Annotated in this window: 11 protein-coding genes; 9 read left to right on the top strand and 2 right to left on the bottom strand. The window is 44.4% G+C overall.

Going from position 1 to position 24,929, the window contains the following annotated elements:
• Nucleotides 1-46: 46 nt before the first annotated feature.
• The 7 genes from rbsB to vctC all read left to right on the top strand — a co-directional run bounded on the left by rbsB (nucleotide 47) and on the right by vctC (nucleotide 7,140).
• Nucleotides 47-925, top strand: a complete 879-nt coding sequence (gene rbsB / locus AND4_RS07410) for a ribose ABC transporter substrate-binding protein RbsB (RefSeq protein ID WP_009842324.1) — start codon at nucleotides 47-49, stop codon at nucleotides 923-925.
• A gap of 204 nt (nucleotides 926-1,129) precedes the next feature.
• On the top strand, nucleotides 1,130-2,050 hold the full coding sequence (gene rbsK, locus AND4_RS07405; RefSeq protein WP_009842323.1) for a ribokinase: 921 nt from the start codon (nucleotides 1,130-1,132) through the stop codon (nucleotides 2,048-2,050).
• A 15-nt stretch (nucleotides 2,051-2,065) separates the two neighbouring features.
• A complete protein-coding gene (locus AND4_RS07400; protein ID WP_009842322.1) occupies nucleotides 2,066-3,073 on the top strand; it encodes a substrate-binding domain-containing protein in 1,008 nt (335 codons plus the stop codon).
• 587 nt (nucleotides 3,074-3,660) lie between these two features.
• On the top strand, nucleotides 3,661-4,404 hold the full coding sequence (gene pnuC, locus AND4_RS07390; protein ID WP_009842320.1) for a nicotinamide riboside transporter PnuC: 744 nt from the start codon (nucleotides 3,661-3,663) through the stop codon (nucleotides 4,402-4,404).
• Complete coding sequence (locus AND4_RS07385) at nucleotides 4,401-5,132, top strand: nucleoside phosphorylase (protein ID WP_009842319.1); 732 nt, start codon at nucleotides 4,401-4,403, stop codon at nucleotides 5,130-5,132. Before pnuC ends, AND4_RS07385 begins: the two co-directional genes overlap by 4 nt.
• A 121-nt stretch (nucleotides 5,133-5,253) precedes the next feature.
• The gene (locus AND4_RS07380) at nucleotides 5,254-5,934 is read left to right on the top strand and encodes a Crp/Fnr family transcriptional regulator (RefSeq protein ID WP_009842318.1); all 681 of its coding nucleotides are present in this window, start codon (nucleotides 5,254-5,256) and stop codon (nucleotides 5,932-5,934) included.
• A 450-nt stretch (nucleotides 5,935-6,384) separates the two neighbouring features.
• Nucleotides 6,385-7,140 (top strand): iron chelate ABC transporter ATP-binding protein VctC, encoded by a 756-nt coding sequence (gene vctC, locus AND4_RS07375; protein ID WP_009842317.1) that lies wholly within the window; start codon nucleotides 6,385-6,387, stop codon nucleotides 7,138-7,140.
• A gap of 26 nt (nucleotides 7,141-7,166) precedes the next feature.
• On the opposite strand, the gene cueR is transcribed toward vctC, so the two are convergent.
• Nucleotides 7,167-7,553, bottom strand: coding sequence for a Cu(I)-responsive transcriptional regulator (gene cueR, locus AND4_RS07370; protein WP_009842316.1), 387 nt, complete (start codon nucleotides 7,551-7,553; stop codon nucleotides 7,167-7,169).
• 169 nt (nucleotides 7,554-7,722) lie between these two features.
• A complete protein-coding gene (locus tag AND4_RS07365; protein ID WP_009842315.1) occupies nucleotides 7,723-7,971 on the bottom strand; it encodes a YgjV family protein in 249 nt (82 codons plus the stop codon).
• A gap of 322 nt (nucleotides 7,972-8,293) precedes the next feature.
• On the opposite strand from AND4_RS07365, the gene AND4_RS07360 reads away from it, so the two are divergent.
• Both AND4_RS07360 and AND4_RS07355 read left to right on the top strand, forming a co-directional pair.
• Entirely contained in the window at nucleotides 8,294-8,566 is a 273-nt protein-coding gene (locus AND4_RS07360) for a hypothetical protein (RefSeq protein WP_043991536.1), read from the top strand.
• Nucleotides 8,567-8,837: 271 nt separating this feature from the next.
• Nucleotides 8,838-24,884 (top strand): retention module-containing protein, encoded by a 16,047-nt coding sequence (locus AND4_RS07355; RefSeq protein WP_009842314.1) that lies wholly within the window; start codon nucleotides 8,838-8,840, stop codon nucleotides 24,882-24,884.
• The last annotated feature ends 45 nt before the right edge of the window (nucleotides 24,885-24,929 follow it).

The following is a 24,929-nucleotide window of genomic DNA, read 5'->3' as shown; positions in this document are numbered from 1 at the left end:
AGCCAGAGGATGCTTACTGGCTCACCCTACACAAAGGACTATAACGATGAAAAAACTTGCAACTCTTATCTCTGCTGCCCTTCTTTCTTCAACCGTATCGGTAGCGGCGCACGCCCAAGATACCATGGCGATTGTGGTTTCTACGCTGAATAATCCGTTCTTCGTGACGATGAAAGACGGCGCAGAGGCCAAAGCGAAAGAATTGGGATACGATTTGATTGTACTGGACTCGCAAAATGACCCGAGTAAAGAACTGTCAAACATTGAAGACCTAACTATTCGTGGTGTAAAAGCAATTCTGATCAATCCAACAGATTCAGATGCAGTATCGAATGCGATTCGTATGGCAAACCGTTCTAAGATCCCTGTTTTGACGCTAGATCGCGGAGCGAGCCGCGGCGAAGTAGTGAGCCACATTGCGTCTGACAATGCAGTCGGCGGCGAAATGGCGGGCCACTACATTATGGAAAAAGTGGGTGAGAAAGCAAAAGTCATTCAACTAGAGGGTATTGCCGGTACGTCTGCAGCGCGTGAACGTGGTGAAGGTTTCATGACGGCAGTGAAAGGAAGCAACATGGACTTACTGGCAAGTCAACCAGCGGATTTCGACCGTACTAAAGGTCTGAACGTAATGGAAAACTTGCTTGCTGCAAACCCTGATGTTCAAGCGGTATTCGCTCAGAACGATGAGATGGCATTAGGCGCACTTCGTGCAGTGCAAGCATCAGGCAAAGAGGTGCTTATCGTTGGCTTCGATGGTACTGACGACGGTATCGCGGCGGTAAACCGAGGTAAACTCTCAGCAACTATTGCGCAGCAGCCAGATCTTATCGGTGCTTTGGGGGTAGAAACGGCGGATAAAGTATTGAAAGGCGAAAAGGTAGAGAAGTACATTCCTGTGCCACTAAAAGTCGTGACTAAGTAGGTTTAGCGCCCGACTTACTGATTCTTCTTTGTTGAAGAGAGCGGAATGACCCAATGAGGGTATTGGGTCATTCTAAACAACGAAAGCAGAACGTTAGAAAATTAAATCTTCTTCCATCGTAATACGTTTACGTTTTTTCTAAGAGCGTAAACTTATTACTCCTATTCAAATATAAAGGGTTCATTCAGAACCGAGGATAACCGTATGAATAAGTTAGTGGTGTTAGGTAGTGTAAACGCTGACCATGTTCTTCAAGTGCCTTCTTTCCCTCGCCCTGGTGAGACGCTACATGGTCGCAACTATCAAGTTATCCCGGGTGGCAAGGGTGCCAACCAAGCTGTTGCAGCAGCTCGATTAAACGCAGACATCTGTTTTATTGCATGTGTGGGTGATGATCCGTTCGGCATCAACATTCGTGAGAACTTCAAACTGGATGGCATCGACATCACGGGTGTCAAGATGCAGCCAAACTGCCCAACAGGCATTGCCATGATTCAGGTGGCAGACAGTGGTGAGAACAGTATTTGTATCTCCGCAGAAGCGAACGCAAAACTTACCGCAGAAGCGATTGAGCCCGATCTAGAACGCATTCGTCAGGCTGATTACTTGTTGATGCAACTAGAAACACCAATGTGCGGCATTGAAAAAGCAGCGCGAATCGCAAAAGATGCGAAAACCAATGTCATCCTGAACCCAGCGCCAGCGCGTGAATTGTCTGATGAATTACTGTCTTGTATTGATGTCATTACACCAAACGAAACTGAAGCCGAAGTGCTGACAGGCGTAAAGGTAACGGACAATGACAGCGCTCGAGAAGCTGCGAACCTTCTTCATTCGAAAGGCATTGAAATCGTCATGATTACGCTCGGTGCGAAAGGGGTCTGGTTGAGCCAAAACCGTCACGGTCAAATCATTGCTGGTTTTCGTGTGGAAGCAATAGATACGACGGCGGCTGGCGACACATTTAATGGGGCACTAGTGACTGGTTTATTGGAAGGTTTACCTTTAGAATCAGCCATTAAGCTAGCTCATGCGGCCGCTGCGATCTCAGTAACTCGTTTTGGCGCGCAAACCTCCATTCCAACCCGTAAAGAGGTTGAGGAGTTTCTGGCTCAATACCAATAATTAAGGAGTAATAACATGGCAACGATGAAAGATATCGCAAAACTGGCAGGAGTTTCCACTTCAACGGTGAGCCATGTTATTAACAACAATCGTTTTGTCAGCGAAGAGATCTCTGAACGAGTCAACACTGCTGCCAAGGAACTCAATTACCACGCACCCTCTGTATTGGCGCGAAGCCTAAAAATGAACCGAACTAAAACGATTGGTATGTTGGTGACGACATCAACCAACCCATTCTTTGGTGAAGTCGTTAAAGGTGTCGAGCGTAGTTGTTACCAAAAAGGTTACAGCCTGATTTTATGTAATACTGAAGGTGATAACGAACGCATGCGTGATTCCATCAATACGTTGCTACAGAAGCGTGTTGATGGCCTGATACTGATGTGCTCCTCGCTAGAGGGAGAGCGAATTGATGTGTTTGAGCGTTACCCTGACATTCCTGTTGTTGTGATGGACTGGGGGCCTATGCTTTTTACTAGCGATAAGATTCAAGATAACTCATTGCTTGGAGGTTACCTGGCTGCGAAATATCTTATCGATTGTGGCCACCAAGAAGTTGGTTGTATTACAGGTCCATTGAGTAAACACCAAGCACATATGCGTTATGAAGGCTACAAGCGCGCCATGATTGAAGCAAACTTAGCGTTTAATCCCAACTGGATTATCGAGTCAGATTTCGAATGTGAAGGTGGTTATCGAGCGCTCAAAAAAATGATGGCACGTGGCCGATTACCAAGCTCTATTTTCGTTTCTAATGACATGATGTCGATGGGCGTAATCAACGCGGCCAATGAACTTGGCATTCAAATTCCAGAGAAGCTCTCTATTATCGGCTATGACGATATTCATATCGCCAAGTTTATGTCGCCTTCGCTCACCACTATTCATCAGCCCAAATACCGCCTTGGGCAAGCTGCTGTAGAGACATTATTGCGTAAGTTGGACAATAAATCTGATGAAGCGCAGGTTGTACAGTTAGAGCCAACATTAGTTGAGCGAAAAAGTGTGAAGCATCTCCGTTAGTTTAAAATTTATTTATTATCATAAATTTATAGAACTACACTTTACTGAAAGTGATTTATGAAAGCACTAATAATGCAATACCGTGCCTTTTGATAAAAAACTCAACAAAGTGTGACTTTTTGCACGTAACTTAAAAGACTTTAAGTGAAAAGACCGCAAAAAGTTTAATATTAGATTTAGCTATAGATGGGTTTATAAGTTATTTTTATTAATGGAAAAGTTTATGTTCGTTAAGAGATACGCGAGACATTCAGTCGATAGGCCATGGGCTCACCGAATTACTATCCTCATTGTCTTATTCGTGTTTTCTGTGAGCGTGTACGAGCTGCTTGAGAATGAAGAGTTCATTTATCTTTGGGGGATTGCTTTCACGTTTATAGCTACTGGTCTGTTCGGATTATCATCATCGTTCAAAAAACGCTACCTGGGTCATGAGTCTTGAATAATTAGGCGAAAAAAGCATCTTAAAGCAAATGTTTATCTGATTTATGATCAGTGACATCAAAGGGAGGACAAATGTCCTCCTTTTTGATTGCTACGAAATTATAGGATGAGCATCTTAGAGCATAATAATACAGGATATCTTCATGGACTTAGTTGCCTTGTTAGACATCAATAACACCCTTGTAAACATTCCTATTGGCGAAGGCTACGCAATGAGCTGGATCGAAGCTTTTGGCACCATTTTCGGTCTACTGTGTATTTGGTTTGCTAGCCAAGAAAAAACCATCAATTATTTATTCGGTCTTCTGAACGTAACTCTTTTTGCGGTTATCTTTTTCCAGATTCAGCTGTATGGGTTACTTTTGCTCCAGCTGTTTTTTTTCTGCGCCAATATTTATGGCTGGTACGCTTGGACCAGTACAAATGCGCAAGGCGAGAGTCTGGAAGTTCGTTGGTTAAGTCAACGAAAGCTTATCGCTACCGGGTCAATCAGTGTTGTCGCGATTGCGATGCTCACTATTTATATTGATCCATTCTTCTTTGCATTGGCTCACATTGCGGTTGATACGTTGAATGTGCTTGGTGCTAGCTTGTCCGAACCAGTATTAGAGCCTGATGCCTTCCCTTTCTGGGATGCAAGTATGACAGTACTGTCTATCGTGGCGCAAATTTTGATGACACGTAAATATGTTGAGAATTGGTTGCTGTGGGTCGTAATTAACATCATTAGTGTTGGGGCTTATGCAACACAAGGTGTTTACGCAATGTCAGTTCAATACGCGATTCTGATGTTTATGGCTGCAAACGGTGCGAGAGAGTGGGCTCATAGCGCAAAATGCAATGTTGGGCTTACCTCCCCCCAATACAGTTCAGGGGTAAGACAATGATGAAGCGACCTTATATTGGTGTAGACAACACTCAAATTGCCCCGCGAGTGATTATTTGTGGTGAGCCAGATCGAGCAGACCGCATTGCTTGCTTGTTTGATAACGCGGAATTGGTCTCTGAAAACCGTGAATACAGAGTATTCACTGGTACTTACCGAGGTCAACGTGTGTCTGTGTGCAGTACAGGCATTGGTGCACCTTCTACGATCATTGCGGTGGAAGAACTAAAACAATGTGGCGTGACAGATGTGATTCGTGTGGGATCGGCAGGTGCGCTGCAAACGGGTATTCAGTTGGGGGAGCTGATTGTTGCTGAAGCCGCGGTTAGGGACGAAGGTGGCTCTAAAGGTTACGTCCGCTCTTCTTATCCCGCTTACGCAAGCTTTTCATTATTAAAAGGTCTAGATGATTTTTTAGCTGAAAAAGAGGCCTGTTATTATCTAGGTATCGTTCGATCCCATGATAGTTTTTATACCGACGATGAGGAGTCTATTTGTGAGTATTGGCGCCATAAAGGTATTCTCGGTTCAGATATGGAAACGTCGGCATTATTTACTGTAGGTCGTCTGCGTGGCCTTAATGTGGCCTCTATTTTGAATAACGTAGTGCCATATCAGCAAGATGTTAGGGAAAATGTCGGAAGGTACTTAGATGAATCGCAAATAATAACGGATGGAGAGTGTTTGGCATCATACGCAGCTCTCGAAACTTTGATTGTGCAAAGCTAACAGAACAGGAATTAGTTAAGGTCTAAAGCGGCACTTCGGTGTCGCTTTTTTATTGGCTGTGAACAGATGAGTCGAACAAGTACAATCTATTGGAAGTTGTTATTATTAAAGAGAAACTTACGTGAAAATTAGCTCTAACCATACTGGACGTTTCAAAGACTTTCTTGACCAGAAAAGCTTCGAGTTTCGTGATCTTATCTATCAATGCCAAATCGGCAGTCGCTATTTTAATGCTGGAGATGCGATCCTTAACCAAGGTGAGCAGCTTCAATATTTGTACGTTGTGCCTATCGGTCGAGTCTCTATGAATGTCGTTGCGACTAACGGACGCCGTTTTCAGCTGGGTGAAGTTAATAGTGATTATCATATCTATGGTGAAATGGAGTTCTTTACTCAGACGCCTTGCCAATGGAGTGTGATTGCAGATGAACACTTGCAAGTGGATATCATTTGTATTCAAAAATTGGCGGAGGTTCTCCACAAAAAGCCCGGTATGATGTTTTTCTTTGCTTCTGCGTTAGCAGAGGATTACCAAGATTCGATGGAAATCTACACCAATCGGCTGTTACACCCCATTGTATACAATATTGCCTATGATTTACTGATACAAAAGCAAGCCAACAACTTTTTAGGAGGTTTTGAAAAAGTAAACCAAGAGGCTGAGAGGTTTGGTACGACAGGGCGCGTTTATCGGCGTGCAGTGAAAGATTTAGTGGATAAAGGTTTGATCAGAAAAGGCGAGCAGGGGCTTGACATTGTTGATGAATCAGCACTAAGAACGTTTCTTAATGCTTACGAATAAGTTCCGAAAGTTCTGTTTATGGACCTTTGCTAAGGTAATAAATGTTAGAATGAAAACCTTGTTTATACCGCTTTAGCTTTAATTTAATTAAGGTTTAATTTGTTGATTTAATATACTAATTTAGATTTTTGGCACATGTGAAAGAGTTTAATAATTGGTTGAATCCCCGTGTAAGTAAGGATATATTGCGAATGCTTATGATAATGGGTCTCATTCTGGCTCTAAGTGATAAAAAGTCGTCACTGCGCTATCATTTTTCTACTCTAATCACTTGTGCCTTTACACTGGTATTAAGATTGATCGCTACATGGGAAAGACAGAGGCAAACAATCCCTAAAACGTGCCATTGTTAGCATCATTAGCTCACTGAGACCCTGGATGGTTTTGGTATCGACCCTCTCATGGCACTTACTTCTGGTATTTACTGTTAAAAAACGAAGTCATATATAGATGATTATTATAGATAAACTAACCAAAGCATTTGGTCCCAATAAAGTAGTTGATGAGGCTGATACTCAATTTAAAAAAGGAAAAGTGACTTCAATCATTGGTCCTAACGGCGCGGGTAAGAGCACCTTACTTTCGATGGCATCGCGCTTGACTGAGCGAGATGGTGGCAGTGTCATAATTGACTGTAAAGAGTTGGCAGAATGGGATACTAAAGAGCTCGCGAAAAAGCTGGCAGTATTGCGTCAGGCAAATACGGTTACAATGCGTTTCACGGTAAGGGAGCTTGTTTCATTTGGGCGATTTCCTTATTCGAATGGTAATCTTTCCAAAGACGATCATGTGATCATAGAGCAAGCTATTGACTATTTAGCTCTGAAAGACATCCAAGATAAGTTCTTAGATGAATTGAGTGGTGGTCAACGACAGTTAGCGTTTATTGCAATGGTTATTGCCCAAGACACAGATTATGTTTTTCTCGATGAACCTCTAAATAATCTTGATATTAAGCATTCGCTACAGATCATGAGAGTTGTTCAAAGCCTTGCACACGACATGAATAAAGCCGTAGTGTTGGTGATTCATGATATTAACTTTGCAGCTTGTTATTCCGATGAGATCCTAGCCTTGAAGAGAGGAAAGGTGGTGGCTAGTGGCAAGGTGGAAGAGGTGATTCGAGCCTCTACGTTAGAGGACATCTACGAAACGCCTTTCAATATTATTGAGCTTAATGGCAAGCGCATGTGTACTTACCACTAGGGGGACTTTTTTAATGTAGGCCTAAACTACTTAGTGAGCTCGTCTATTATTGGGCAACGGCTCTTCGCATCGCCAGGGCATGAGGAAACCCAACTCTCCAACTGCTTCTTCATCTCCACCAAGTGTGCAATTTTTTGCTCAACTTCATGAAGCTTATCCATGGTTCGGGCTTTGACTTCGCTACTCTTTCGGGTTGGGTTATGTGCTAGTTGCACAAACTCTTTACATTCTTGAAGTGAGAAACCTGCATTCTTTGCCCGGAACACAAGGTTTAATTCTTGGACGTGTTTGCTGGAATATTCGCGATAGCCTGAATCACTACGAGCAGGTGCGGAGATGATGCCTTTGTCTTCGTACATACGAATCGATTTAGCAGACAGCCCAGTGAGTTTCGCAACCATACCAATGTTCATGATGACCTCTAAATTTCTCGGAAAGCCTTCTCGAAATTATAACGTCAAGTACCTGTCTTCAAAATGGGTTTAGCGCGGTTTTCAAGTTGTCGAGCAAGGGCTTTTTAGCGTTTATCAAACAAAAAAGCCCGTAAGCATTGGGCATACGGGCAATTCAACGTTGTTCTTACTAAGCTTTTTCAGGTGCTAGTCTTTTTTTTTCCTGCTGCATTTTCGCTAGGAAGTACACGTTAACACATGCAATAAACCCGTTCGTTAGTACCACAGGCCAGGAATCAATCATAAGGCCGTAAGCCGTGAACAGCGCACAGCCTATGAAGTTAAGGATACGAAGCTTAACGATATCTTTCATAGTTAAAGAGATTGCAACCATGATCGAAGCCGCGTAGCCAAGAATCTCAACCATATTCATTTCCATTATTTGATCCTCTTAAATCTGCCGAATTTTCTGGTACCACTTATTCTCATCTTAGGATTAATGAGGAAGCTTCATGCCTCTAATGGTTTCTTCGTTCTAATGGGGAACTATAGCAATGGAAAAACCGTGATGAAAGCCTCATATAGAGGTTAAGAGAAGGTTAGCGATTACGCAAACGTTTAGGAAGTGAAATTATTGATAGTTTTACTAATTATCTTTATTGGTGTGAATGAAATGAGACTAATAGATAAAACAAAGTTGAAGGAGGGTAAGCAATAACATAGAATTGAAAATGATAATTATTACTATTTGAGTGTTGTGTATGCCTATTGCTGCCAGTTTTATTTTTTCATTTGCCCTTGTAATGCGTACAAAACCGAATTCACTGGGCATTGGGGTTCACACCCTAACACACGTACTTATGTTGATTTTTGTCCCCTCTTCCTACGTTGTCCAGTATCTTATTGTTATGTTCTTTACTTCCCCTGTACTTATTCGACTGGCCAAATATTCATCTGTTTATGATGTTTTGTTTGCATTTTTACCATTGCTGATTGGTACTGGCGGTTTGCTTGTCACCTATTCGGGTATCTAACTAACTTCTCCTTTCACCAAACTACAACTAAACTTAAACGATAAGTGGTTTGTTTCATAATATTAACAGACAAACGTTAATCTTAGGTGTTGTGCACCTGGTATTTGTTGGTATTTATGTTTCATGAGTTTGATTAATGGTAAAAAATGATTGTTTATTGGCTTAATTGTTAGTTAAATATTTTTAGTGTGAACGTGTGAGTCACGTTTCGATAAATGCAAACAATTGACAATGGCCGTAACGGAATACGTTAGCCATCAGCGGGGGTCAGATGAGTACACAAACTGTACCGCAGGAAGTAACAGTAGATGCTGTTAAAGGGAATGTTTACTTACTGAATATTCAAGGGAAGGTCAGTGAGATAAACATTGGAGATGTGTTAGTCCCTGGTGATGTTATTATCACAGAAAATGGCGCGTCTATTGAAGTGGTCGCGAATGGGTCACTTTACCTCGTCGACGAGAATTGTGTGGCCTGTATACCAGCGGCATCATTAGAGCAACAAACGAATGCCGTCGTTAAAGCGCCGATTGATGGACAGATAAATGTCGATCCAACAGTGGCGGAAGGCGCTGAATTCGGAGCAGAAGACGTAGCGGCGATTCAGCAGGCTATTTTGGAAGGCGCTGACCCCACAGCTATATTAGAAGCGACGGCAGCTGGTCCAGCTGGTGGCGGTGGTTCTGGCTCTGCTAATGCGGGCTTTGTTACTATTGAGTATAATAACCCCGAACTGTTAGCTTCGACGTTCTTTGAAACCTCAGCACCTACAGCTAACACCGTCACTGAAGAGGATTCTGAAGACTTCAATTCCACGCTTTTTACCGCTGGTGGGCAATCCTTCTCTTCGCTGGTGGTTGAAGGCTCAATTTCACTCTCAAGCTACCCACAAACAATCTCTTCTAGTCTGCTCGTCGAAGCTGGTGATTTGGCTCTTCAGGCTGACTCTTTTGTCCCTGAATCTTCTTCATTAGCGTCTCTGCTAATTGAACTCAACAGCGACATCACTTCTGGCGGTAAACCTGTTGTTTTCTCATATGATGAAACGCAAAACGCAATCATCGGCTCTCAAGCTGGCAATGAAGTGCTTCGCATCGAGATCGAAGCGAAAGCTTTAGGCCGCGATATCGAACTTGAGGTGATTACAACAATTAGCCAAGGCATTGACCACGTTGCCTCTGTTTCTTCTGGTCAAGTTTCTATCCTTGGTGATCAAATCAATATCGCCTTTGATATAGCGGGTTCAGACACTGGTGGTAACAGCATTGAAGCGCCTATCAATTTTACGACAACCGTAGTTGACGGCGACGACCCATCACCTAAAGTTGCTACTTTCGAAAACGTTGAGTCTTCGTCTGCAGCTATCATCGGCACCTTCGTGGACATTGGCAGTGATCAATTGGCAAACGTCACTTTCAAACCAGAGGGACTGAGTCAATTTAACGGCCTACTCAGTGATAATCAAGCGACGAAAGCGTTCCTTTCTGACGATGGAAGCACCATCACGTTATCAATTGCAGGGTCCAACGAAACCGTCTTAACCATTAGTCTTAATGTTGATGGCACTTACCAATTTGAGCAATTTAAGCCATTAGAGCAAACAAATAGCCAAGATAAGGTTGAGTTATCCTTACCAACGACCATTGTTGATTACGACCAAGATACGACAAGCAATATCTTTAATATAGCCATAGTCGATGGCGGTAATCCTGTCATTGAAAATGTGACAGAGTTATTTATCGATGAAGCAGGGGTTGAGCAAGGTTCGCAAGAAGGTTTAGTGATAACAACTGGGACAGGATCGATCACGACATCAGTCGGCAGTGACATACTTGACCATTACGAACTGGAGCCTGCTGAGTTTAACCTTGGCGGTGAACTTCGTTCTCAAGGGCAGGTTGTCCAGTTAGAGTTTGCATCTGAGACCAACGGTATTCGAACGTACGAGGGGTTTATCGAGCTTGAAGGTGTGCGTATTACCGTATTTGATGTATCGATCGATGTCCCCGTATTGGGTGAATACCAATTCAGCTTGTATGAACAGCTTGATCATACTGGTGTGAATGAAGCTTCTCTTTCATTTTCTTTGCCAGTTTACGCCGTTGATGCCGATGGTGATCGTTCATCACTGACTGATGGCTCGAATATACCAGAAGCTGCACAAATTATTATTCAAGTTCAAGATGATGTTCCTACTATTGATGGCGTGGGAGCGTTAGTCGTCGATGAAGATGATGTATTAAATATTGGCTCGGAGCAAAACGATGATGCTTTTGTGTCGGGTTCCTTTACGACAACAGAAGGCTCTGATGGCGTTGTTAAATACCAGGTCGATATTACGGCGGATCCAGTCGCAGGGATAACTTCTCAAGGTGCACCAGTCGTGCTTAATGAAATGGCAAATAGTGACGGTAGCTTCACTTACGCCGCAACGGCAGACGGTAAAGCGGTTTTCGAGTTGGTGATGAGGGTTGATGGTACCTACACGTTCACTTTGCAGGGGCCACTAGACCATGCAGTTGATAGTGATAGTCTACAGATCGATTTTCCAATAATCGCAACAGATTTCGATGGTGATAAAGCATTCGCCACGCTACCGGTCACTATCATTGATGATAAGCCGACAATCACTGAAGCGACTGCTATCCGTGTCGATGAGGATGATTTGGCAACCATTGGCTCGGATCAAAGAGGTCCAATATCAATGGATGGCAACTTTACTGCCATTCAGGGCTCTGATCGAATAGTGAGTTATCAGTTAGACGCTTCTGCAACGCCTGTGGATGGCTTGAGATCGCAAGGTGTGGCGGTTACGTTAAATGAAACAGCAAACACTGACGGCAGCTTCACTTACAAAGCAACCGCTGGTACTGAAACCGTCTTTACGTTAACGGTAAAAACAGACGGCAGTTATAACTTCACGCTAGAAGGCCCTGTTGACCATGCTGTTGATAGTGATGAGCTCACGCTGAATTTCCCAATCATTGCCACGGATTTTGATGGTGACACCACCACAGGCATGATTCCTGTGGTAATCGTTGATGATAAACCAATAATTATTAACGCCGATGAGATTACTGTTGATGAAGATGATTTGGCGACGATTGGTTCCGACCAAACTGGCTCAATATCAATGGATGGTAACTTCACTACCACTCAAGGGGCTGACCGAGTCGTAAGCTATCAGTTAGATACTTCTGCAACTCCGGTGAACGGTCTGACATCCCATGGTGTGCGCGTTGACCTGAGTGAAACAGTAAACCCCGACGGCACCTTTACCTACAAAGCAACGGCTGGCACTGAAGCGGTCTTTACGTTAACGGTGAAAAAAGACGGTAGTTATAACTTCAAACTAGAAGGCCCTGTCGATCATGCTGTTGATAGCGATGAGCTCATACTGAACTTCCCAATTATCGCGACAGATTTTGATGGTGATACCACTCGCTCCATGATTCCAGTGAAGATCGTGGATGATAAGCCAGAGGTTACCGACGTTGATGCTATTAATGTTGATGAAGATGATTTAGTCTTGATTGGTTCAGATCAAAGAGATCCCATTACTGCCAGCGGCAATATTAGCACGACACCAGGCTCTGATGGAGTCGTCAGTTATCAGTTGGATACATCTGCCACACCAGTTGACGGTTTGAAATCTCAAGGAGAAGCTGTAACTCTGGTTGAGACGGCAAATGGCGATGGTAGCTTTACTTACAAAGCAACCGCGAATGGTAATCCAGTATTCACGTTCACTGTGGGTATCGATGGCGCTTATAATTTCACCCTCGAGGGCCCAATCGATCACGCCATCGATAGCGATGAACTTACGCTTAACTTCCCAATTACAGTGACGGACTTTGATGGTGATACTGTGACCGCAATTATTCCGGTCACTATTGCTGATGATGTACCGACGATCACGGCAGTTGATGGGTTAAGTGTTGATGAGGATGGTCTTGGAGGAACAGGCTCAGGTGGCGTCTTATTTGATGAAGGTGCTTTTACCATAACACAAGGGTCTGACCGCGTGGTCAGTTATCAGCTTGATCAAACTTCCACTCCTGTTGCGGGTCTGACTTCTCAGGGTAAGGAGATTACCCTGAACGAAATCGCCAATGGTGATGGCAGTTTTACTTACGTGGCGACAGCAGACGGTGATTCTGTCTTTACCCTAAATGTAGCGACAGATGGTACCTACAACTTTACCCTGCAAGGTCCGCTTGATCATGCGGCCAACAGCGATAGCCTGACCATTAATTTCCCAATTATTGCGACTGACTTTGATGGTGATACCACAAGGGCAAGCATTCCAGTAACGATCACGGATGATGTACCAATCATTGATGTTGTCGAACCTTTGGCTGTGGATGAAGATGATTTGTCAGTCATTGGTTCAGACCAAAGTGATGCTGTTTTTGTTGAAGGTGCATTCACTACATCTCCAGGATCAGATCGTGTGGTGAGCTATCAACTTGATTCCGCCCCTGATCCTGTCGCAAGTTTAAGGTCCCAAGGTGAGCTGGTCACTATGGCAGAGACCGCAAATGTTGATGGTAGCTTTACTTACATTGCTACCGCTAATGGCAATCCTGTCTTCACGATGAATTTGAATGCTGATGGCACGTATAATTTCCTTTTGGAAGGGCCTGTTGACCATGCACTAAACAGCGATGAATTGGTACTCAGCTTCCCAATTGTCGCGACTGACTTTGATGGTGATATGACAACAGCGATCATCCCAGTCACGATTACCGATGATGAGCCGACCATAGCGACTGTTGTCCCGCTCAGGGTGGAGGAAGATGATCTAGCGACGATTGGCTCCGACCAAACTGGCTCTACATCAATAGATGGCAACTTTACGACCACTCAAGGGGCTGACCGAGTCGTAAGCTACCAGCTAGACGCTTCTGCGACACCGGTGATCGGTCTGAAATCTCATGGTGTAGATGTTGACCTGAATGAAACAGCAAACCCTGACGGCAGCTTTACCTACAAAGCAACAGCTGGAACTGAAGCGGTCTTTACGTTAACGGTGAAAAAAGACGGCAGCTATAACTTTATGCTAGAAGGCCCTATCGATCATGCTGTTGATAGTGATGAGTTCATACTGAATTTCCCAATCATTGCCACGGATTTTGATGGTGACACCGCCACAGGCATTATCCCTGTGACAATCGTTGATGATAAGCCGATAATTATGAACGCCGATTCGATTACCGTTGATGAAGATGATTTAGCGGCGATTGGTTCCGACCAAATTGGCTCAATATCAATGGATGGTAACTTCACTACCACTCAAGGGGCTGACCGAGTCGTAAGCTACCAGTTAGATAGTTCTGCAACTCCAGTGAACGGCCTGAAATCTCATGGTGTGAGCGTTGATCTGAATGAAACAGTAAACCCCGACGGTAGCTTTACCTACAAAGCAACAGCTGGGACTGAAGCTGTCTTCACGTTAACGGTAAGAAAAGATGGCAGCTATAACTTCAAACTAGAGGGCCCAGTTGATCATGCCTTAAATAGCGATGAGCTCACACTGAACTTTCCAATCATTGCAACGGACTTTGATGGTGACACCGCTACAGAAACGCTCCAAGTCAAAATTGTTGATGATAAGCCAGAGATTATTAGCGTCGATGATATCATCGTTGATGAAGATGACTTAGCAGTTATTGGCTCTGATCAAATTGGTTCGATATCAATTGATGGCAATGTCACTACTATCCAAGGTGCTGACCGAGTAGTGAGTTATCAGTTAGGCAGTACAGCAACACCAGTGGATGGCCTGAAATCTCAAGGCCTCGATGTTACGTTAAACGAAACAGCAAACCCTGACGGTAGCTTTACCTATAAAGCAACCGCGGGCACTGAAGCGGTCTTCACGTTAACGTTGAAAAAAGACGGCAGTTATAATTTCACGCTAGAGGGCCCTGTCGATCATGCCCTTGATAGCGACGAGCTCACACTGCTATTCCCAATTATTGCGACCGATTTTGATGGAGACACCGCTTCTGAGACGATTGCGGTCAAAATTGTTGATGACAAACCGACGCTCGATGGTATTGAAGCGGCTAGTGCACAGACGGTTGATGAAGATGATATTCCGACTATCGGCTCCGATGGCTCGCAATCGAACAGCATTGCAGGGAACTTCATCGCAACAGATGGCTCTGACGGCATTGTGGAGTACGGCCTTGTGGATCTTTCAACACCAGTACAAGGTCTGACCTCTGGGGGAGTATCACTGGTGATGGTTGAAGTGTCGAATACGGGGGGTGTTTCAGTTTATGAGGCGCGTATCGATGGTACCAGTACAGCGGTTTTCCGATTGACACTCGATGCATCTGATGACAGTTATACGTTTGATTTGCTTGGTCCGTTAGATCACCTTGATGGTAATGGACAGAACGAACTTGTGATCAACTTATCGATCAACGCCATCGATTTTGACGGAGATGTCTCAAATAACCTCACTTTGCCAATTACGGTTGTTGATGATGTTCCAACCATTAATGGTGTGGAAGCGGGAAGCGAACAAACGGTAGATGAAGATGATCTTCCAGTTGGTACTGACTCTGCAAGTCTTGAAGACACCGTTATTTCAGGTTCCTTTGACATCACAGAAGGGGCCGATCAAGTTGCCTCCATTCAGCTCAGTGATCTAATCACTCCTGTTGCTTCATTGACGTCTGATGGTGAAACGATCACCTTAGTATTGTCGTCGAGTACAAATGGTGTGAATGTATACCAAGCTGTGGCGGGGAATCCTGCTGAAGTGGTCTTTGAAGTGACCTTAGATGCATTGAACAACTCATATGAATTCGATTTGCAAAAGCCACTTGATCACCCAGACGGTAATCAACAAAACGAGATTGTGATTAACCTTGCTGTGACGGCGACCGATAATGATGGTGACACTTCGCCAGCCTTTACGCTACCAATCACGGTTGTGGATGATGTTCCTGTCGTCACCAACATTGACAGCCTACAAGTCGCAGAAGATGACTTACCGCTTGGTTCTGATGACAGTAAGGAATCGCTAACCGTTTCCGGAGAATTTGAGGTAACTAGCGCGGATGGTATTGATTTGTTCGAATTGGATCTAAGTTCGAATCCTATCCCTAACCTCAAATCAGCGGGGGAAGACGTTACGCTTTCACAAGATGCTAGCGCTTCAACTGCGAACGCACTTGTCTATATCGGGCAAACCACAGGTGGCGTTACCGTCTTTACTTTGACGTTATATCAAGATGGCAAGTATGACTTTGAGCTTTCCGGCCAGTTAGATCATGCCGTTAACTCTGATGAAATTTTGCTCAATCTCCCAGTGAAGGTGACGGATGGTGATAAAGATGTCATCACTGCGACGCTGCCAGTGACCATTATCGATGACAAGCCAAGCATCGATAATATTCGTCCGGGCAGTACTTTGTCGGTGGATGAGGATGACATTCCAAGCCTAGGATCGGACGATACGCCAGAATCTAATGTTATTAGTGGTAACTTTGATGTTACTGATGGTGCAGACTCTATTGTAAGCCTCCAATTGGATAGTTTAACTTCACCCGTCTCGGGGCTTACTTCTGGTGGTATTGATCTCGATTTGGTTGAGTTCTCTAATAACAATGGTGTGATTGAGTACCGCGCTTATGTTCAAGGCACGACGGATACCATCTTTAAATTGACGTTGAATAGCTCAGCAGACAGCTATGAATTCGAATTATTGGGGGCACTTGATCATCCAGCAGGCAATGACGAAAACTCGTTAGTTATCAACTTCCCGGTCAATGCGACCGACTTTGATAATGATGTGTCAAACAACATAACGCTACCGATCACTGTTATAGATGATGTCCCTACGATTGTGAAAGTGACAGATACTAGCCAACAAACGGTTGATGAAGATGATCTTGCTGGAGGTTCAGACTCGGCAAGTAGCGATTCAACCCTACTGATAGGCGGTTTTGAGGTCGTTGATGGTGCGGATGGTGTTGCTAGCTATCAGGTATCAGACCTTGATGCTGTTGTATCGGGGCTAAAATCTAACGGCCAAGACATTGAGTTTAATTTGCTGAGTTCGGTCGGTGGTGTCACCAGTTACGAAGCGGTGGTCTCGAGCACTTCAAGCCAAATCTTCACTTTAGTGTTGGATGCTAACAATGACAGTTACCAATTTGAGTTATTAGGACCGGTTGACCATGATCTTGCTCAGGGTGAAAACAACCTTGTCATTGATATACCAATCACGGTAACAGACTTCGATGGTGATACTTCTCCAGCATTAACGCTACCAATCACAATCGTGGACGACATACCGGAGATAACATCAGCAGATTCGCTCGCGCTAGACGAGGATGACCTGGCTGATGGCTCCCAGTTTGTTAACAAAGACAGCCTAGAAGCGTCAGGTAACTTTAATACTGTTGAGGGGGCAGATACCGTTGTTTCTTACCAACTTGATCTGACCTCAAATCCTATTTCAGGGGTCACTTCCGCAGGTTCAGTGGTTACGATTGTGCAAATCGCGGTCAGCAGTAATAACTATACCTACCAAGGCCAGACTCCAGATGGAAATGCAGTATTTACCTTGGAGCTTAACGCTGACGGTTCATATAAATTTACCCTGGAAGAAGTGTTAGACCACCCTGTACAAGGGGAAGATGACTTAGTTCTAAACCTTCCTGTATTTGCCACTGACGTTGATGGCGATACCGCTGGGATCAACTTACCTGTTTCTATTACTGATGATGTTCCAACCATTTACGATGCATCAATCTCACGCGTGGAAGGGCTAGGTAGTCAAACAGTACGATTATTTACGGACCCAGTTGAAGGGGATCGAAACTATGGTGCTGATGGCGCAGAGATCACCTCATTCACTGCAGATAATTCTGGCATTTACTTCAAACAGAACGGGGTGGATTACGGAACGATCGACATGAATGGCAATAATCAAGTCGTCTTTGTACGTAAAGTGCTAGATGGGGTTGATACTGAGATTGGTCGCTTAATCGTTCGTACTGATGGCCGAGTGAATTTCCGACCGAACGATGACCTTGACCATACTGAAGCGGAGCCTATCGAATTCACTATTAACTTCGTCGCGACCGATGGTGACGGCGATACCAGCGATGCAGATGTCGATATCTCAATCTCGGACCGAAATGCTCAGATTGTTACCTCAACAGTTTTGGCTTTTGAAGATCAAGGTCGAGGAGGTGTGATTGCGGGTATTGATTCTGCAAATGCCCAAGATAATCTCTCAACATTGGACGTTACTCCTGCGAAAGTTGATTTGGTGATTAATTTGCATGATATCGATCGTGCAGAGAGTTTGGGCGATATTACTATCCGAGACGCGAGCAGCCATGACGGTACGTTCTACTACAAAGATGGCAGCGGTAATTATGTTGAGTTAACGTCAGTTGGAACTTCGGTTGTTCTTGATGCTTCAAATGTAGAACAGTCGTTTAGTGGTGAGTTTGTCACACTGGAGAACTTGTACTTTGTGCCGGACCGTCATTCGTCAACGGACGCTTCTGGTATTGATCCACGTATCCGTGTAGAGATCCTAAATAATGGTACGCCTGACCACACGATCAATGGCCGTTTAGATATTGAAGTGGATGCCGTCGCAGATATCGCGACGTGGAACGTGACAAGCGTGTTCGATTACGCCATTGATGAAGACAGCGACAACGTCCAACTGGATATTGAAGCGAATACGCAAGATGTCAGTAACCCAGAAGCTATCACTTACGAGTTTGTATTTACTGAGGGTGGTGCTAACGCGACGCTTGTTTACTCTGACGGCTCACTTATTCCCGAGGTGGGAGGAAAGTACCTAGTAGACGCGAGCAGAATTAATGAGGTTCAGGTCGACCCATCGGAGAATTTCTCCGGTAGGATTAAGCTGGACGTAACAGCGATCACTGCTGAAAACACAAACCCGCTTACTAGTAAAGAAACCGCCCGTTCTATCACTGAAGAAATTGTTATCGACGTTAACCCTGTTGCTGACCAAGGCAATTTCTCGGTGAGTCGCATCAAAATTTTTGAGGATAACGCTCGAACTCAAGACACGATAGACCCGGTCACCGATCATGACCCATTTCAACTTAGCGAAGTAATCACAATGACGCCATCTGCTGATGGTGATGGTTCAGAAGAGTTATTTGTCCGTATTTCAAACTTTTCTGAAAATGGCGTGACCTTGGTGTGGTTAGACAGTGTGAACCCAAGCCAAATCAACACAGTAATGGATGGCAGTGGCAACGTATTGTATTACGAAATCCCACAAGCCAATCTAGCCGATGTAGAGGTGCAACCACCTCTGCACAGTAATAAAGATTTTACCTTTGATGTTGAAGGGATCGTAAAAGACAACGCGTCATTGTCTTCTGGTGCTGCTCAAGATGTTCTCTCGCTGGGTACTCGAACCGTGAATGTCGCAGTAAAAGGCGTGGCTGATATTCCTGATCTTGTATTAATCAACCAGAACAATGTTTGGTCCGTTTTTGATGATGGCACGACAAAAGGTATTGAAACGACAATTCGTGAAGATGGTTTTGTACTACTAAATTTCTCCGTTGTGTCAGGCGAATTGAGAGAGAAACCTCTCGATAGGTCTGAATCCCTCACGGTATTGCTTTCAAATATCCCAGAGGGCGTTCGTCTTGTTGATTCAGATGGCAGTAGTGTTGACTTAGTCTTTGTTGGTGTTGACGGTGATGGTAAACCAGTCTACCAAGCAAACATCACTGGTTTGAATTTCAACTCAGGGATAGAAATCATCCCTGAAAGTTCATCAACTGAAAATATTCATATTACAGGTACCATTGTAGTGACGGAAGATGATGGTCATACCCGTAATGTTGAGCGAGAAATTCGTGTGAAGGTTAAACCTGTCATCGATGCTCAAGATAACTATATTGTGAGCTCCGAGGGTGATGAAGATACCCGTATCAACATCGATTGGGAGCCAACGCTGACTCAAAGTCCTGATGCCGACGAGTTCTATGCCGAACTGACCATCAGTGGCTTTCCAACTGGGAGTACCGTCTACGTTGGTGGTGTTGCTCAAACGGTCACTGGCAATAGCATCACCTTAACCCCAGCACCTGGCGAGTCAGAACAAGATTTTTCTGCACGAGTAACTCAAAATGGTTATATCCAAGTTCAATTAGAGCAGGATTCGAGTACTGATTTTAGCCTTAGTACTCAGGTGATTGTCAGAGAAATCGATGCTGAGTACGTGGATGCGAGCGACCCAGGTGAGGGGATAGTTTCAGCCGTTATTAATGGCACAGTGAACGTGACTGTAAACCCAATTGTTGAAGCGGAGGATTTAACTGGACCGATTGCCAATCAAACTCGCCTCCTAGTTGAAGAGCCGGGGGGCACAACGACCGATGTCGTTCGCTCCGATGCGCAAGGTCATATTGATTTTACCATTAACACTTCCGCTGGCGGGAAAGCGGGTGCTCATATCATTAAATATCAAGAGTTTGATGCCTCTTCAGATGAAGTTGTAACACAGTTGGTGGTGCAGTTCAGCAATACAGCACAGGACATTCTTGACCAGTTAATTATTTTTGGCGCATCCTATGAAGGCAATGGTCGATGGGTTATTGTGGATGAAGAAAACTTTTCCATCAGTGCTCCTGCGGGGTTAGATCTAACGCCAAACGATGATTCTGACGATGGAGATAATAGCGGTATCTCATCGATTGGTTTGAAAATTTACGCTGAAGTTAATGATTTAGGTGAAGATACGGTAGAGAAAGATGATATCGAACAACGTCGAACAGATATCACGCTGGAATTCCCAACTGATATTGCCCCAGAAGATAGTGTGGCGGCCGAGATTGAAGTAGACAGTGATGTCTTAATTAATGCAAATGAAGATAACACAATTGATTTGGGTTTTCAGCTCTCGTCAAAACTCAGCACTATCAATGGAGATAATGTTGAAGATGTTCTGTCAATCGTGATAAACCCTAATGCTATCGGCCTTCCTCCAGGCTTAAAGGTTAATGGTGCAGTCACTGACTTTGTCGATGGGGAATTTGTTTTTGAGACAGTTATTGATAGTAGTGGGAATATTGTGGGCTTGGATAGCCTGAGTTTAACCGTTGACCAAGATTGGGCTGGTGACTTTATTCTGCCTGTTAAATTTGTTATTACCGATAGCGTGTCAGGTGATGAAAACGAATCTATTGAACCTATCCCTATACAAATACTGCCTATTGCAGATGTTCCTAGCTCTTTTGGCGATCAACCACTTGATAACAACGTGACGCCAGATATTACATTAGATATCACGGGCACACTTGGCCTAGATGCGGATAAGCAGCCAGTTAATGACCTGAATATTGACGTTCCAACTAATGATGGTGTCGGCTACGAGGATGGGTTGATTCAACTTAATCTAGGTATCGATTTCGCAGACGATCTCAATAGTATAACGGAAGGGCGAGAAACACTCACCAATGTGAAATTGACGTTGGATGATACCACACTGGGCGAGTTTGTTGATTCTAGTGGCAACTCATTAGGTATAAGTGTTGAGTTTAGTGCTGCTGAAATCAACGCGGGCGCTTTGGATGAAGTGTTATTTAAACCGAAGGAAAACTACCCAGTCGGTGGTGGACAAAACACGGTTCAGATTAATGTAGAAGGTGAGATTACAGATACTGCGACGATAGACCAAACGGTGCCTGTGAATCCTGGTGATGATATTGATGTACGTACTTTTACCGATAACGTATCGTTTGAAATTACACCAGTGGTTGATGAGATAACGATCAGTGGCGCCGATCCCATGCAGCCAATTGAAATTATTGGTGATGAAGACACGCGCATTTCACTCAACCAAGCAGGCACAGGCCTGACCGTCAGTCTGAATGATAATGATGGCTCTGAGGTATTTGTCTCATTAAAGTTAACAGGCGTTCCGGACGACTTCCTTGTTTATTCAAACTCGCCCGATTTCTCGGTCAACAATAAAGGTAATGGTGAGTGGACCATTCAGTTATCTAACCCAAATCAGGCGTCTATTGACTTGAGTGGTATTGAAATTCAACCACCGAAGAACTTCAGCGGTGAGGTGGATTTGGGTATCACCGTATTTACTCAAGAGGAGCTATTAAATTTACCAACAGAGCACACTGGTACTTTCAATGTTACCATTAATCCCATCGGTGATGATGTTGATGTGAATCCGGATAGCCTAGTTTCAGGGAACGAAGGAGAAGATATTGATATCAATATAAATGCTCGCGTTCTCGATAACATTGAGTCGATTGTTAGTGGCGCAAACTATCAAGAAAATGACCCTGAAACACTGCGGGTTGAAATTACAAATGTACCTGACGGCGCGAGCATTGAACTTGCGGATGGCACAGCGTTTGTTGATCAAGGTGGCGGCATATTCCTCCTTGAAATCGACGCTCAGGATCTTGATAAAGTGGTGTTTAATTCGGGCGACCGCAACAATAATACTTGGAACGGTACGCTAGGGTTTAAAGTTCAGGCAGTGGATACGGGTTTAGATGGAAGCCAAAGTTTAGGTACGCCGCAAGAGTTCGATGTTAACGTTGAAGTGGAAGCGGTTAATGACCGTCCGGAGCTCATAAACACGGTCGACTTGGAAACACCAGAAGATACCCCGCTGCTTCTTGATGGCTTCAGAATTGATGACATTGATGCTGCACTGGACGATCCGAACGCTGAATACGCATTAAATGTCACTGTCGATAGTGGTATCTTGGTGCTCAATCCAGCGGTCGTCGCCAGCAATAACATAACAGTGAGTGGTAATGGCACGGGTTCGGTTGAGTTAAAAGGCACCGTTGGTGATTTAAATGCTGCTATCGCAAACGGACTGATCGAATTTAACCCAGATCTCAATTTCTTTGGTGACGTTCAAGTTGATGTCACCGTTGACGACCAAGGTAATGAGGGCATCGTAATTAGTGGTGTTGATGACACCCTCAACACCAACAGTGGTAGCTTTAATATTGAAGTCACAGAAGTTAACGATACGCCAGAAACGACGCCAGTCACTTTGCCGGATATTGAAGAAGACAGTGGTATTTTCTCTATTTCTGAAAGTGACCTTATTACAAATGCCACAGACGTAGAAAATGATAATTTAACGATAAGCAATGTTCAGCTTACGGATCCGAATGCGGGTAGTATTTCCTTTAATAGTGGCACTGGCGAGTGGGAGTTTACCCCAGCGCCAGATTACAACGGCCCTGTCGAAATTACTTACACCATTACTGACGACGGCACGACAGATGGTGCCCCTGATCCTAAATCAGTAAGTGGTAGTGCTGTGTTCAATGTAACTGAAGTCAATGATGCCCCAACCACATCGCAAGTAACATTGGCCGATATTGCGGAAGGCAGCGCCGCGGTGGAGCTAACGCAGGCAGACTTGTTGGCAAATACTACAGACATTGAAAACGACAATTTATCAGTGAGTAATGTTCAACTGGTTGATACCAATAGCGGTGTGATAACTTTTGATAATGTGTCTGACACATGGTCATTTACACCTGCGCCGGGTTACAACGGTACGGTTGATCTAACCTATGATATTACTGATGACGGTACGACGAATGGTGCAGCCGATCCTCAAACGATACCGGGTAGTGCAACCTTTGAAGTCACGGAAGTTAACGATTCACCAGTCACATCTGAGGTAACCTTAACCAGTGTGGAAGAAGAAGGTGGGGCTGTGACAATTACCGCTTCTGAGCTACTCAGTAACGCCACAGATCCTGAATCGGATAACTTGACCGTTGACAATGTCGCGTTAGTGAATTCCAACGCTGGTGTGCTCACTCAAGTAAATGCAACGGAGTGGACGTTTGAGCCAGCCACCGATTTTTCTGGAGACGTCAACTTTACTTATGAGATCACTGATGACGGAACCACCAACGGTTCCCCTGACCCAATTACGATAGCGGGTACGGCAGTATTGAGTGTCGAAGCAATCAACGATGCACCAGAGATTACCGTGGCATCGGTGACGGACACGATCAACGAAGCCGATAGTCAGAAAATAACGGGTATTAGTGTGAGTGATGTCGACTTTACCGGCGCGCAGGCAAACGAGTCAATGACTGTTACTTTGAGTGTAACTGAGGGTGATGTACGTGTTGAGCCTCCTGTAGGCAGCAGCGTTACGATTGGAGCGGGCATTGCTGGTGAAGTCATTCTGATGGGGACGCCTGACAACATTAACGCAGTTCTTGGTGCGACAGACGCTTCTGAAGGCATATTTGTCGATGCGGGAGATGTTAATGCAACTTCTATTACTTTGTCAGTGAAAGCTGAGGATAATGGGGTGTACTTTGAAAACGCGACTGGTACTGCATTAGAAGCAAATCAAGACTTCGCTATTAGTGTCGTTCCTGTCGCAGATACGCCGACATTAGACATAAACCCTCAGTTTAACTACATTCGACAAATTGCGGTCAGTCAAACCGCAAGCAGTCAAGGTTTAGCCATAGTTGGAATCATGGCTGCTCTGACCGATCTTGATGAAGTGCTTTCTTTGGAGCTCACTGACATACCTGCGAGCGCACAAGTAACCAGTGGTGTGTCTCCATCAAACATCAGCTTTGATGGAACAACTTGGACGGTACCAAGTGATGAAATAGATACGCTGCAAATCATTGCTGCGGATACTAATAGCGGAATTGATGCAGGCTCTTACACGATTTCTATCACGGCGGTATCAACGGAATCTAATGGCGATACAGCGCAGTCCGTACCTGTACAGATTAGCTTGGATGTTAGTGCTGACAATGACGATATTGACCTGTCGGCCTCAACTGATGATAGCTATGTTGTTGGTGGTGATACCGGTATCAATTTGAGCGGCAGTGAGGGGAACGACGTTATCGTCGGCGGAGACAGTAATGATGTGCTCATCGGTGGCTTGGGATCGGATATCTTAACTGGTGGAAATGGCAGTGATGTCTTTAAGTGGACCGTTGATTCGGTGGATGAAGGGGCAGTGGATACAATTACTGACTTTACTGTCAACGATGACGCGATAGACTTGCGTGAAGTTATTTCTGATTTAAGCAGCCCGATGATCGATATGAATGATCTACTTGGGCACATCACAGCGAATTATGACGCGTCGACAGAAGCCGTGTCGTTAAACATCACCACGGATGCTAACGTAAATCAGACTATTGTTGTCGAACATTTGGGCGATTCAATTGACTTTACTGGGTTAACTTCTAATGAAATTATTGAGTCGTTATTGAACAATAACGTTTTAAGTAATGGCTAACGAGAGTCAAAAGAGTCGAGACTAACTTGTCTGGAGAAAAAGCGT

This window comes from Vibrio sp. AND4 (assembly GCF_000171815.1).
GTDB lineage: Bacteria > Pseudomonadota > Gammaproteobacteria > Enterobacterales > Vibrionaceae > Vibrio.
This window is presented reverse-complemented; position numbering and strand designations above follow the sequence as displayed.

Bases quoted from the DNA above. Each gene is read 5' to 3' on its own strand.
- vctC (WP_009842317.1), top strand. From the start codon at position 6,385: ATGATTATTATAGATAAACTAACCAAAGCATTTGGTCCCAATAAAGTA.
- cueR (WP_009842316.1), bottom strand. From the start codon at position 7,553: ATGAACATTGGTATGGTTGCGAAACTCACTGGGCTGTCTGCTAAATCG.
- AND4_RS07385 (WP_009842319.1), top strand. From the start codon at position 4,401: ATGATGAAGCGACCTTATATTGGTGTAGACAACACTCAAATTGCCCCG.
- rbsB (WP_009842324.1), top strand. From the start codon at position 47: ATGAAAAAACTTGCAACTCTTATCTCTGCTGCCCTTCTTTCTTCAACC.
- AND4_RS07355 (WP_009842314.1), top strand. From the start codon at position 8,838: ATGAGTACACAAACTGTACCGCAGGAAGTAACAGTAGATGCTGTTAAA.
- AND4_RS07365 (WP_009842315.1), bottom strand. From the start codon at position 7,971: ATGGAAATGAATATGGTTGAGATTCTTGGCTACGCGGCTTCGATCATG.
- AND4_RS07360 (WP_043991536.1), top strand. From the start codon at position 8,294: ATGCCTATTGCTGCCAGTTTTATTTTTTCATTTGCCCTTGTAATGCGT.
- pnuC (WP_009842320.1), top strand. From the start codon at position 3,661: ATGGACTTAGTTGCCTTGTTAGACATCAATAACACCCTTGTAAACATT.
- rbsK (WP_009842323.1), top strand. From the start codon at position 1,130: ATGAATAAGTTAGTGGTGTTAGGTAGTGTAAACGCTGACCATGTTCTT.
- AND4_RS07400 (WP_009842322.1), top strand. From the start codon at position 2,066: ATGGCAACGATGAAAGATATCGCAAAACTGGCAGGAGTTTCCACTTCA.